This is a genomic window from Gottfriedia sp. OAE603 (genome assembly GCF_040543965.1).
In the GTDB taxonomy this organism is placed as follows: domain Bacteria; phylum Bacillota; class Bacilli; order Bacillales; family Bacillaceae_G; genus Gottfriedia; species Gottfriedia solisilvae.
Genome location: NZ_JBEUNN010000001.1, coordinates 2,099,989 through 2,113,080, shown reverse-complemented (window position 1 = coordinate 2,113,080; position 13,092 = coordinate 2,099,989). Strand labels below are relative to the sequence as shown.

Below are 13,092 nucleotides of genomic sequence, written 5' to 3'. Positions count from 1 at the left end.
TATCTTTTAGATATTAAATAGTATAATTCTTGTTAATGAAGACAAAATCAACTTTAGAAAAAGATGAAATGAAGATTCAAAGACGTCGATCATTCCAAAAATTTAATGAAAAATGTTCGTTTGGGTTATATACCTTAAATGCATATCCTTTTACTCTTAAATAGCTAATAATTTCAGGCAGTGCATCCAACGTTGCTTGTTTTTCGTGTAGTAAAATGACTTCATTATTTTTGGTTGCTTGCTTCTTCACTTCATTAACAACTGTCGAAGCGTTAGCAGTGTTCTCCCAATCATGTGTATCTACATTCCAATCCCATATTTTCAATCCTGCTTTAACTGAATCATTCCGAAGTTTTATACTCAAACCTGGTCTCGAACCATATGGTGCACGAACTAAACGAGTATTTTCACCTGTCAAATGATTGAGAATTGATAATGTTTGTTCCATTTCTGAAACAAAAAAACCTTGTTTGTATAATCGGTTATAGTTATGAGTCATACTGTGAGCGGCAATATAATTCCCCTCTTGAACTGCTCTTTTTACAGCCTCTTGATGGTCATACAAGTTTTTACCAATCATAAAGAAAGTCGCATGTATTTTTTCCCTGTTAAGTACATCAAGGATTTGGTTTGTCAATGCACTCGGTCCATCATCAAATGTCAGATAGACTACTTTCTGATCTTGTTTAATTGGTTGCCTGTTTTTTGATTGATTGATTTTGTTTTGTTGCTCTAGAAGATTTGACTTTTGATTATTTTCTTTTGGTTTAATTAGTTCCCCGACCTCTGATTTCTTAGCAGTTGATTGTTTGACACTGTTTTTAGAGCTCTTTATTTGTACCTGTTCGCTTTCTGCACTTTTTGCTACATTCTCAACTGCAAATTCTTTCAATTTACCAATTAAATGGTAAATGAGTGAGAATATAAGAAAGACCGCACATAAACTTACAATCGCTCTTTTTATCATCCTTTTTTGCTTTCTTTTATGGGATTTCATCTCTCTTTCACCGCACTCTCCACTTCTTGAATATCATTACAATAAAGATAACGGTTCAAAATAAAGATTAGATGAAGATGAGATGAAGTATCAATAAAGATTGATATAAAATGAAAAAAAGACCCAAAACTGGTTGTTAATATTTCTAGACATATAAAAGGAGACCATTTTTGAATGGTCTCCAAAAGTTTTTTTCTACTCGTTTAAGTAGGTCTCTTCCACATTTTCCGCTGATGTCTGCCCTCAAAAAACCTTTGCGTTTCCAATTACGTTTTTAAAAGATTGATAAAAATTTCAACATAATAAATGGTAGGTTAATTCTAGAGCGTTAGCTTGAAATAAAAAATCGCCCTTGTTAAAAGGGCGATCCAACAAAAAACAGTATAGGTAATTTTCTCAAACACATTTTTGTTAATTTTTATTTAAATAAAAGTAGAATAATACGCCATCCGATGTATTCATGACCCCGTACTGCGCACCATGTAGTTCTAATATATTTTTCGAAATGGCAAGTCCTAACCCAGTACTACCTTCTGAACGATGTCGAGACGTATCACCACGATAAAAACGGTCCCAAACCTTATCTAATTTCTCATTTGGAATATGTGATCCTTTATTTTCGACGCAAACTTTCACTAGTTCATCCTCTATTGTCGTTGATATATAGATATGTTCATGATTTGGCGTATAACGGATCGCATTTGTCATATAGTTCGTAATGACTTGTTCAATTCGATGTTGATTTGCGAATACTTCGATTGACACTAAATCTTTATGAATAGTAAGTTCCTTTTTTTCAATTTCTATAGATAATTGACGACAGATCTGATTAATTACTATATCAATAAAAAATGTTTCCATTTTCATTTTATAAGTTCCAGACTCATATTTTGCTAATTCAAGCATATCAACAATTAATAAATCCATCTTGTCGACTTCTTTTTCCATCGCCTCGAAATAGTAGTCCTTCTTATGACTAGCAACACCGTCTTTTAAGATTGAAATACAACTTTTCATAATACTGAGTGGGGTCTTCAATTCATGTGAAACACCTGAAATGAATTCTTTTCTTGTATTTTCTAATTGTTTTTCTTTCTCGATATCTTGCTTTAATTGAGAGATATGAGAATGGAGTGTATTTGAAAGCAAATTAATATTCTGAGATAAATCGCCTATTTCATCTTTCGAATGATATTTAATTCGTTCCGAAAAATCTAAGTGCGCAATTTTTCTAGTTGTATCGTTAATTCTTAATAATGGTCTCGCTATTTTGAATGAATAGTAAATAGACGCTAAAATTGTCAGAAGTAAAACAAACGCAATGATATAGACAAAATAATCTTTTACCATTTGTACTGCTTCGTCTACTGGTTGTAAGGACGCCATTGAAAAAATATAAGATATTTCACCATTTTTATTTTTGATTGGATCGATAAACAATTTATATTTGATTCCATTTTGTTCATAATCAAGCGTTTTAAAAGTTGTGTATTTGTTTTTATCATCAAAGATTAAGCTTGTTTGGAACTCATTAATTCGAACCATTAATAAACTATTAGTATATATGATGCTTGATACATCATTCCGATTAGGAATTCGTACATCTTGTATGATTCCCTTTAATCTATTGATTCTAAAATTAGTATTATATTTTTGGGTTAACTCCATTTTCTGTTTTAGATTAAATTTTTTACTATCAGATTGAATCTCCTTATCAATGTTTGTCCAAATAAGCTGATTTACCCAATCTGAATTAGTCTGTAAAGAATATAGATAGAATGGGATCATTTTATTATTTTTTTCAATCGTAAAAAGATCAACAGACTCACCTTTTGAAATGGTAGGAGGATCTTTTAACATATCTTCGGTTTTTATTAAATGATACAGCGGTATCTTTAATATTTGTTTTGGATTCTTTTTATCTCCTTCTATCTTAATTTGTGCATAATAATCATTTGCGGTTTTTATATTCCCATTTTGATCTAATATTGTAATCCATGTATTTTGTGCACGATAAAAGTCTTGCTCTAATTGCTGGATTGCTTGGACATTACCTTCGCTTATAAGATATTGTTTCTCAAATGATTTGATACTTGATTTCAGATCATTTACTTTTCGATTTGCATAGTATTGTTTAAAAAAGATTGTTTGTCCAATATAAATGGAACCAGTGATAAGCAAACACAAAGTTGTTGTTAATAAAAACAATTTTAAGACGATCCCAAATTTCATACAGTTTCCTCAAACTTATAACCTGTTCGAATGATCGTTGAAATCATTTTTGATTTACTACCTAATTTCGTCCGTAAATTTCGTATATGTGTATTAATTGTTCGATCATCACCGTTGTAGTCGTAGCCCCAAACCTTTTGTACGAGTTGTTCCCTTGTAATCACGATGCCCTGGTTTTGCATTAAATAAGTTAATATTTCAAATTCAGTATGGGTTAAATTAATATTTTCACCATCTACTTGGACTCTCCGTGAAGAAAAATCCACTGATATGCCATGTTTAGATAATGTATCTTTTGAAGTCTCATTGGTTTTATATCTACTTTCAAGCAAACGTTTAACTCTTGCCAGCAAAATTGGAGGACTATAAGGTTTTGTAACATAATCATCGGCACCCAACTCAAATCCAAGTAGTGTATCATCTTCATCCACCCGTGCTGTTAACATGATGATTGGTACATTGGAAGTTTTACGTATTCTTCTACAAACTGCCCATCCATCCACTTTTGGCAACATGATATCAAGAATAATGAGATGAAATTCTTGTTCTAGAAACAATTCCAATGCTTGTTCACCATCAATCGCTTCAATTACTTCGTGACCTTCATTTACTAAATAATCTTTCACTATTTCACGTAAAATCGTTTCATCTTCTACGATTAAGATTTTGTATTTCATGTTATCTACACGCTCACTTTCTATGCTCTCCCATACTTATATTTTATCCAACATGGAATTTTATTAATTAGTGATGTATCTATTAATCTTTGGGTCCTGATAACTGTATTCCTTTGATTAAATATTTTTTTAAAAATCCAAAAATCAATAACTACGTTGGTGCCATATATAGAATGGATGCAGCGAAACCAATCCCCCCAACGAATGAACCACCAACCGCTCCATCTTTAAATGAATAGATCGTACCCTTTACAAATGGAATCAGATAGAAAAGGGAAAAAACTATCAAACTAGGTAATAAGAAAAATGCTGCAACCCAACCATCGTTATTTTATCATTGACGGATGTTCAAGTACTCACTTCTTTCCATAATCGAGTAATTATCTTTTGATAAATAATTCTGCTCGGATAGAATTATATCTTAATGAGATAAAGATGAGATAAAGATTTGGAAAAAGTATTAAAAAAAACAAAAAAAGCTAACAAATTTGTTAGCTTTTTTTTGTTTTTTTTATATAAAGTTTTCGCTATATGATTTAACTATAGCATTTCTTTAACCCGAATTTAAAACTTTTCTTAAATTTTAAATCGTCCTTTTCATCAAACTCTTCCATAATTTTAAGCATTTCTCCCAATGTTCTTCCTGGCTAGCTTGTTGATACAAGTATTGTTCATAATACGTAGTTAATTCGGTCATTTCATTTGTAGTAAAAAGAGAATCGATATATTTTGCATAAGTTCTAAGTGTTTCGTTTTCGTTACGCTTTAATCCGTAACGAGCTAATTGACGTAATAATGTTAGGTAAGCTGATTCTAGTCGATTTTCCTTCTTACTAAAACGGTAAATGTACATGAAATAGTATTTGAGCCATTTTCTCCGATTTAAATATATGATACCTACAATAGAAATGATTAATCCTAAATAAAGAATCATCTTTTTCCAATCACTTTTAATTGAGAGTTTAATCTTATTCCAAAGACTAGAAAAGACATTTGTTTTTTCAATTTTTTTTGATTCTTCACCTGCTACTTCTAGGTCAGGCTTCGGTTTATTTTTAATTGCATTTGTAGGTAATTCTTGCTGTTCGGTAGTTGATGAGTTATCGCTGCTGGTATTGATAATGGGTTCATTCGAAAAGCCTTTAGTTGGTTCAAATGCCACCCATCCTTGATTTGGTAAAAATACCTCAACCCATGAGTGAGCATTGTTTACAGTCACTTCGTAAATTTGTTTTGATGAGTCTTCTTTACTGTTGTTAGCAAAATTCCCGCCAGTGAATCCTTTAACCCAACGTGTCGGTATCCCTAGTGTTCTAAGCATAACTGCCATCGATGATGAAAAATTATTACAATAACCAGTTTTTGTGTCAAATAAAAATTGGTCGACATAATCAACATTCGGACCTGGAAAAGCTACATTCTTTTGAGTATATTTGTATTCTTCTTTATCAAAGTAATTCTCTATTGCTTTCGCTTTGTCATACCAATTTGTTTTTTCTTTTGTTATTTGCTGCGCCAACTCACCTATTCTCTTAGGTAAATTTGCTGGTAATTGAGTATAATTTTGGTAAAAGACAGCATTAATCAAATTTGAATCAAGTTTTACTGTTTTAATTAAATCTTCTAATTTATATCTGGGTATTTCATATTCTACTTCAAGCTTGGCTGGAATTACTGGAATGCTATCTTTTTTGAAATAGCTTATTCTGTCAATAGTTGTATCAACTTTGAAAACATTTATACCGGATTCATATGGTAGGATGTTTACTACTTTATTAATTCCTTCTGGATACATAATATAGTTATATTGGTAGTTATCATCGATTGTGATTTTTGCTGTTTCAATTTTTGTTTCAATCGCATCAGAATAACTATTTAACTTGACAAAATCTTCTTTTTTCATAGGACGCTGCGTCGATGCAGAATCAACCCAACCTCGACCTGTATAGGTATCTTTAGTCTCCATTTTCCAGTATGTTCTTTGATTAGATTCATATTGAAAAACTGGGTCTTCATTACTCTTTACTGGTCCACCTAGTATTGAATCATCGGTGTCGTAACCAACCGACTTTGTTCCTCCACCAGAAACACCATTGGCATCCTGTTTTGATCCTGGGAAAGACCAATTTTGGAAAGACCAGATTGGTGAAGGCTTAGGAGCTAAAGTTCCAATTAGAACAAAAAGAGTGATTATACTAACGAGTGGAATCATCCATTTTTTTACATATTCTGAATAATAATGAACTCTTCCCTTTGCCATTAGATTGTCAAAAGTTAAAAGCCCCATAATTGTAAAAGCAAGTAAAACAGTTCGAACAATAGCAAATTTGGCTTCGTAGGCAGTAAACGAATCTAATATAGAAATATATATAACAGTCAAAAGTAATAAGTAAAATAACCAATTGCGATTTAAAAAGAAATTGATAGAATAGGCGATTATAGAAAGAAAAAGTAAGAATAAAAATGTCTTAAATTCATAAGTCAATTCATTTAATTGGCCAGTTACAAGCCAAATCATGTTTTCAACTATATGCGAAATGAAAATGAATATCCATTTAAATTGAAAGAAACCTAAATCGTAATGGAATCGATTAACAAAGACTAAAACTAAAAATAAGTTTATAAGCCATTGTAGGATTTTTTTTACTTTAAAAAAAGATAATGTAAAAACGATTAACATGTAAAACATGAAAATTTTCATATGATAAGTAGTGGTTAATTGTTCAATAGGCCTTACCCAATCCAATAACAGCAAACAGCCATATGTATACAACAAAAATAAGGTGAAATTACTTTTTATCATCGTAAATCTCCCCCTGTAAAGGCTGCATTAAAATTACCTTCACGTACAATGATTGTTTTCACCCCGCGTGCATTGGCGATTGATATGAGTGATTTTTCACTTTCTGATACGACCATTGACTGTGCCTTAATGACAAACATTGTAAATGAGCCTTCTCTATTTTTAATAAAACTAGCTTTTTCGACCAAATTTTTCGATAAATTGGTGGTTATTAAGATATAAGATACATTTTGTTGAATGAATCTAATTTCATTTTCTAAAACCATCTCAATTGGTGAAGTATTATTTGCCTCTATTTTTGCAAGGTGGTATAAAAGCTTTTGGAAATGCCCTTCTCCCCCTCTAATTGGAAAGGAATCTCGTTTTTTGTTATTTGTTAAAAGTCCAACTTGAATACCTTTTTTCAGTACAGTATGCAGAAAAGATGCAGTAAACGAGACAATTGATTCAAAAAGTTCATTTTGAGCACAATCCATTATGACAAACAGGTCATTTGATTGTAATTCTTCAAATTCTTTTGTCATCATCTCATTTCGTTTCGCAGAAGCTTTCCAATTAATCCAGGAAAACCGGTCTCCAGAGCGATATTCTCTTATTCCAACAGCCATGGATATATCCCGCTGGTAGTGATGACTTGAAATTGTCGAGCCTTGATTATTCTGATGCTCAAGTGCACGATAATAAAGCTCCGAATACTGAGGAAATACTACGAACCTATTAATATTGTTGAATTTTATTTTCGATTCAAAAATACCAAGTGGGTCACCAATCTTTATTGATAAGGAATTTATAAAGTACTCTCCTCGAGGTAATTTAGGAATTATATAATCAAAGGAACATTCCTTTTTAAAACCAGTTAAAATTAGCTCCTTTGTGAATCCTTGCTGATCATTAGGATGTAAATTATTTGAGAAATTTTCTTCAATTACAAAATAAAATACTGGTAAAAAAAATGACTTTTTTACGGTTAATATAACTTTTATCGGATCACCGACTTTGAAAACGTTTTTAGGAAGCTCTCTAGTCACTTTCAGATTTTCCAAAGGATAAAATGATAATGCTACACAGTATAAGATAACCGGTAGGCAACTATAGAATAAAAACCAACTTACAAATCCTCCTTGAAACAAGGCATACAAAAATAGTAATGGTATTAGAAATAACAATAGATATTTCCTGGCTTTATTGAGGACACGTAATTGCATTTTCATTATAATTTCACTTTCCTTTGAACAGGTACAGAAATATTTTTAACAATATTTTTAATAATTCTTTCAGCAGTAATTCCTTCAAATTTTGATTCTGAATTTAAAATAATTCTGTGGGACAATACAAATGGTGCAAGAAATTGAATATCATCAGGTAAAACGTAATCACGTCCATACATGAATGCATAAGCTTGTCCCGCTTTCATTAGTGCGAGTGAACCTCTTGGGCTTGCACCCAAATACACATTTTTGTCCAGTCTCGTACTATTAACAATACTCACAATATAATGCTTAATGGATTCATCGATAAAAACATTCTTCATTTCCTTCTGAAGTGATAATAAATCATCAATGTCGATGACTGGTTTTAACTGATCAATTGGAGGGATATTTTGGTGCCTATTCAATATTTCTAATTCTTCATCTATAGTTGGATATCCCATTGTAATCTTTAGCAAAAATCGATCTAGCTGTGCTTCAGGAAGAGGATATGTACCTTCATATTCAATTGGATTTTGTGTCGCCATAACAAAAAAGGGCTTCGGTAGTTCATAGGTTTTCCCATCAATTGTTATACTAGCTTCTTCCAATCCTTCTAATAGTGCAGACTGAGTTTTTGGAGATGTTCGGTTAATTTCATCAGCCAGGATAATATGCCCCATTAATGGTCCTGGATGGAACTGAAACTCCATCTCTTTTGGATTATAAATAGAAACCCCCGTTACATCAGAAGGCAACAAGTCTGGGGTAAATTGAATTCTACGGAAATTTGCATTAACGGATTTGGCAAGTGATTTTACCATCATTGTTTTCCCAACACCCGGAACATCTTCCAATAAAACATGCCCCCCTGTAAGAAGGGCTACCAAACTTAGTTCGACTACATTTCTTTTACCAATCATAACTTTTTCGATATTTGTAATGATATTATTGATTTCAGGATGCATTTTTTCATTGACCACTTTTTTACTCCTCCTTAAAGTTTAGTAGATTGTTAGTATAGTAAATTTTGATTTCGTCGTTCGATTCCGACTAGAGATATGTTCAAGGAGTATTTAAATATAATAAATAGTTACTTTAAATTCTTCTTCGTTGACAGACTCATTTAATAAAAATTGTAATGAATACAAATTGAATTGTAAGTGGTTAGAAGCAAAATAATCACTAAACTTCAGTTTTACAATACAAGGTAATTTAAAAGTACACTTTTCATCCTCCATATAAAGAACATGCTGCCTATTGGAATCATTATCTCAAGTATAGTATAATTTTGAAAAAATTTCGATAATTAAAAATACTTTTATGGTAAATAATTCCATTCTGAAGATGTTTTTTAGTGGTTATTAATTGATAGGTAACCTGGCACTAAAAATATTCAATGACAGATAGTTTGGTTCACCGTACATCAGTTTTTTCCTTTCAAAATCATTTGTTAACCCACTTACTTGTTTAATATTTAAAATAATATTCAACAAATAACCAAACATTTAAAAAAGCGGAGATCAAAAACTTGATCGCCGCTTCATAACCATTAATTTAGGTTTTATTTAATATTCGCCTTTAATGACAAAATATGATCCACGAATTGTCCCAGCTAGTTTAGATTTCTGTCTAGCAAACTTAAACTTTTCTTCTAGCTCTTTTGGTATTTCCATCCCCTCAGAAAGCTTAAAGCCAACAGCACGCTTCTTTGGGTCATCAACCGTATACATGACATTAATCGCAAGACCGTCTTCATAAAAGACATAAGCAAATTTAATATTTTCCACTTGAAAACGTGACGTTTCTAAAGGCTTAGCTGCAAACTCGATATCGCGCTCTTTTAATATTTGGTTTACATAATCAAGTGTCTCTTGACTTTCGCTAGCTGGTACAACCGTAAACTCATGTTTGTATTTGGTCATAAAGTATCGTGCTTCGTGAGCACGTAAGCCAGCAAGTGCTTCTACAACAGGTGATGACTCTAAACCAATTGTAGACACATTTTTAAAATCAACGATATATGACATTTACATCTCTCCATTCAATTTTTTAAAACTTCATAAATTGATAACATTTCTAATCTAACAAAATAAGATTCGAGTGACAATCCCAAATAACAGATATATGTTCGAAACCATTTTTTCTTGTTCATTAAATTTGTCTCTCGCTAAGAATATGTCTTCTATATCATTCTAGGCTTATATCGAAGAACCCTTCTAATTGAACCGTTCTCACAGTTGATTCAATAAAAAAGTTCAAGATTACTTACTCCTATGAAGAACGTTTCATAATTGTCTGTATTCTAGGCTCTTGTAAAACTCTTTTGTACAAAATTTGTTTATGCATTATTTAATTCATAAACTTCTTATCCTATTGTTATAAAACATTATGTTTTCCTTGATGTTATTGCTATTCGAAACAATCCAATGTACGTATAGATCGTATAAAATATCAAATAATAAGGTTTGTCAAATTAGCCTATCATTTTTGTATTTGGAAATTTAGAATTGCTCAGTTTGTATTTTAAAACCCTTTGTCAAAACGATACAATTAGATTATAAGCTAAGGACTCATTTAAAGTGAGGGTGTTAAATGGATAAATCAACTAAGCGAAGACTACAAATCATCAATATATTAAGTAGTAACGATAAGTGGTACACATCAGAGGAATTGGCAAGTCAATTATCTTGTACTGAAAAAACGATACGGAATGATATACAATCAATAAACTTAGATTTACCAAACGGATGGGAAATTGAAACAATTAAAGGTAAAGGCATTTATATAAAAAAACCTATTTCAGCATCTATTAATGAAATTCGCTCAATATTTGTAAGAAATTCAGTAACATTTAGAGCAATACTGTACATTCAATTTAAACAAATAAAAAATATAAGTGGTTTAGCATCAGCTCTTTATGCTCAAGAACAAGCAATTTATAAGTTACTAGGACGTGTTGAAGCTTTACTTAATTCTTATAATTTGCAACTGAAGCGTGGACCACTTCAAATTATCGGAAGAGAATTTGATATACGATTATTATGCTGTGATATGTTAGATGTATTAAATGATCACACTGCCCACACCTTAGATAATTGGCCTTTCGAGAACATCTCATTTTCAAAGTTGAAAGAAATTGTTACAACTACGACTGATAAATATAAATTATTTATATATCCTGCGACGACAAACAAATATATATATTTCCTTGCTACGATGTTATACCGGATCAAAAATGAAATTGATCTAAACTTAAATAGTGAAACAAGAAAAAGAATTGCTGATTCTCATTTCTTTAAAATCTCAGATGTAATTTGTAATGAAATAGAAAATGAGTTTAATGTTAATATTTCATTAAATGAAAGAATTGCATTTACATTATCTATTACTACGTTACCTTATTATAGCTTTGATGAAACCGAATTATCTGAATTTTTAACACTATTTTATAATAAAAAAACCACTTACTATAATGACATGTATCAGCTGGTAGAAAGACTAGAAAAAAAATTAGGAATACCATTACTTAATGATGAAGATTTTCTTTATACATTTCAAAGTCAATTTAAAAGATACTCACTAGTTTTATACTCGATTGAAAAAATAGAGCCTTCTTATCCATTGGATCGATATACTAATGAGAATTATCCTGAATTATTTAATCAAGTAAGAAACATTTTGTTCGAATGGACAAATGAAAGGTCATTTCCTGAACTTACAAAAGACGGTGTTGCTAAAGTAACATTGAATATCCAAGCAACAAAAATTAAATATGATATGGTGAAACAAAATATATTATTACTAACAAGTAATGGTCCGGCAGTTTATCGATATATTTCCACAAAACTGATAAAGGAATTCGGTCATAAAATGAATATTCTTCAGCCTAAACAAGGTGATTTTGAGCCACAAAACTTAGATAAACTTCCTATTGAATTTATCATTGCAGACTTTCAATTAGATATTAATACAACCCATCCAGTTATTATTATTGATCCAACTCTCACACAACGGGATATAAACCAAATTTCTATTTTATTTCATTCGAGTACCGATCATAAAAAAAAATAGGCACATATAATGTGCCTTTAGAATAACTCTCGCTAGCTTATGTTCTTTTGCCTGCTTAGCTATACATATTCTTTTAAAAAGTAACTCCGTCTTATCAGATATCCTTCCTCTAAAAGCCGCGCGTTATCGAAGTGGCTTCCATGTATAATTTTTTATATGTGACACAGAATTGTTTATTTTACCTTTCAAGTTTATTTATCAATTTTTACCTCTTCTTGAATCTGATCATCATCAAATTCTATAAAATTGAATTCATCACAGATATAATTAAAGTTATCCATTCATTGTAACTCTCCTTATTATATACTCGTTTTCCTTTTACCTTGTTTTTATTGAGAAATAAACATTTGTGTCCATGCATTTGAACGCGAATCAAATCCAACTCCAATTTGATCTAAATTACTGTTTAAAATATTTGCTCGATGACCTGAACTATTCATCCATGCTTTTACGACTTCTTCAGGTGTTTTCTGACCCTTAGCGATGTTCTCTGCCGCAGTTTTGTATGAAATACCAAATTTTTTCATCATATCGAATGGAGAACCATAAGTTGGACTGTTATGATCAAAATAATTTTTATCTGTCATATCTTGTGATTTGATACAAGATACTTTTGATAATTCATTATTTATTTTAAATGGTTTTAAGCCTGCTTTTGAACGTTCAACATTTGTTAGCTCAACAACTTTCGTTTCAAATGCTGATAATGAAGATGAGTTTGTATTTGAACTTGATTGTTTATTAGTTGGAACTGTTTGTGTTGTTGGTTTAGTTGTTGGCAATGTTTGAGTAGTAGGTTTAGTTGTTGGTTTTGAAGTAGACGATTTTTTTATATACTTAACCATAGCCCAACCTTTTGTTTTACCGGAAGTAATATATACCCACTGAGTTGATTTACGTGTCACCTTTACTGTTTTGCCTTTTGATAAGGTGCCAACAACTTTATATTTTGAACCGAACCCTGAACGAACATTTAAAGTTTTTGCAGTTACCTTTCCTTTATAGTTTACATATGTGTAATTACTTTTAGTTTTTGATGCTGCATCAACTGCCCCTACGTTAGTTCCTAACCAAAACAGATAAAGTCATTAATTTTTTCATTTATATATTCCCCCATTAATT

The 13,092-nt window shown here is 31.1% G+C and carries 8 protein-coding genes and 2 pseudogenes; 1 reads left to right on the top strand and 9 read right to left on the bottom strand.

Going from position 1 to position 13,092, the window contains the following annotated elements; translation table 11 throughout:
* Positions 1–76: 76 nt before the first annotated feature.
* From ABID96_RS10540 to ABID96_RS10505, 7 genes are all read right to left on the bottom strand, one after another.
* Positions 77–997, bottom strand: a complete 921-nt coding sequence (locus tag ABID96_RS10540; protein WP_192601977.1) for a polysaccharide deacetylase family protein — start codon at positions 995–997, stop codon at positions 77–79.
* A 411-nt stretch (positions 998–1,408) separates the two neighbouring features.
* Entirely contained in the window at positions 1,409–3,229 is a 1,821-nt protein-coding gene (locus tag ABID96_RS10535) for a sensor histidine kinase (protein WP_192601976.1), read from the bottom strand.
* Complete coding sequence (locus ABID96_RS10530; protein ID WP_192601975.1) at positions 3,226–3,906, bottom strand: response regulator transcription factor; 681 nt, start codon at positions 3,904–3,906, stop codon at positions 3,226–3,228. Before ABID96_RS10530 ends, ABID96_RS10535 begins: the two co-directional genes overlap by 4 nt.
* 583 nt (positions 3,907–4,489) lie before the next feature.
* On the bottom strand, positions 4,490–6,709 hold the full coding sequence (locus ABID96_RS10520) for a transglutaminase TgpA family protein (RefSeq protein WP_192601974.1): 2,220 nt from the start codon (positions 6,707–6,709) through the stop codon (positions 4,490–4,492).
* On the bottom strand, positions 6,706–7,737 hold the full coding sequence (locus tag ABID96_RS10515) for a DUF58 domain-containing protein (protein WP_377896847.1): 1,032 nt from the start codon (positions 7,735–7,737) through the stop codon (positions 6,706–6,708). The genes ABID96_RS10520 and ABID96_RS10515 overlap by 4 nt, the downstream gene beginning before the upstream one ends.
* 182 nt (positions 7,738–7,919) lie before the next feature.
* Complete coding sequence (locus tag ABID96_RS10510) at positions 7,920–8,864, bottom strand: AAA family ATPase (RefSeq protein WP_192602071.1); 945 nt, start codon at positions 8,862–8,864, stop codon at positions 7,920–7,922.
* 600 nt (positions 8,865–9,464) lie between these two features.
* Complete coding sequence (locus ABID96_RS10505; RefSeq protein WP_192601972.1) at positions 9,465–9,926, bottom strand: phage tail protein; 462 nt, start codon at positions 9,924–9,926, stop codon at positions 9,465–9,467.
* A gap of 565 nt (positions 9,927–10,491) precedes the next feature.
* Here ABID96_RS10505 and ABID96_RS10500 point away from each other — a divergent pair.
* On the top strand, positions 10,492–11,970 hold the full coding sequence (locus tag ABID96_RS10500) for a BglG family transcription antiterminator (RefSeq protein ID WP_192601971.1): 1,479 nt from the start codon (positions 10,492–10,494) through the stop codon (positions 11,968–11,970).
* A gap of 329 nt (positions 11,971–12,299) precedes the next feature.
* Here the strand turns inward: ABID96_RS10500 and ABID96_RS10495 are convergent.
* Positions 12,300–12,686: pseudogene (locus tag ABID96_RS10495) on the bottom strand (CAP domain-containing protein); the annotation flags it as partial.
* Positions 12,687–12,812: 126 nt separating this feature from the next.
* Positions 12,813–13,049, bottom strand: a pseudogene (locus ABID96_RS10490) (SH3 domain-containing protein); the annotation flags it as partial.
* Positions 13,050–13,092 lie beyond the last annotated feature (43 nt).

Bases quoted from the DNA above. Each gene is read 5' to 3' on its own strand.
- ABID96_RS10540 (WP_192601977.1), bottom strand. From the start codon at position 997: ATGAAATCCCATAAAAGAAAGCAAAAAAGGATGATAAAAAGAGCGATT.
- ABID96_RS10535 (WP_192601976.1), bottom strand. From the start codon at position 3,229: ATGAAATTTGGGATCGTCTTAAAATTGTTTTTATTAACAACAACTTTG.
- ABID96_RS10530 (WP_192601975.1), bottom strand. From the start codon at position 3,906: ATGAAATACAAAATCTTAATCGTAGAAGATGAAACGATTTTACGTGAA.
- ABID96_RS10520 (WP_192601974.1), bottom strand. From the start codon at position 6,709: ATGATAAAAAGTAATTTCACCTTATTTTTGTTGTATACATATGGCTGT.
- ABID96_RS10510 (WP_192602071.1), bottom strand. From the start codon at position 8,864: ATGCATCCTGAAATCAATAATATCATTACAAATATCGAAAAAGTTATG.
- ABID96_RS10505 (WP_192601972.1), bottom strand. From the start codon at position 9,926: ATGTCATATATCGTTGATTTTAAAAATGTGTCTACAATTGGTTTAGAG.
- ABID96_RS10500 (WP_192601971.1), top strand. From the start codon at position 10,492: ATGGATAAATCAACTAAGCGAAGACTACAAATCATCAATATATTAAGT.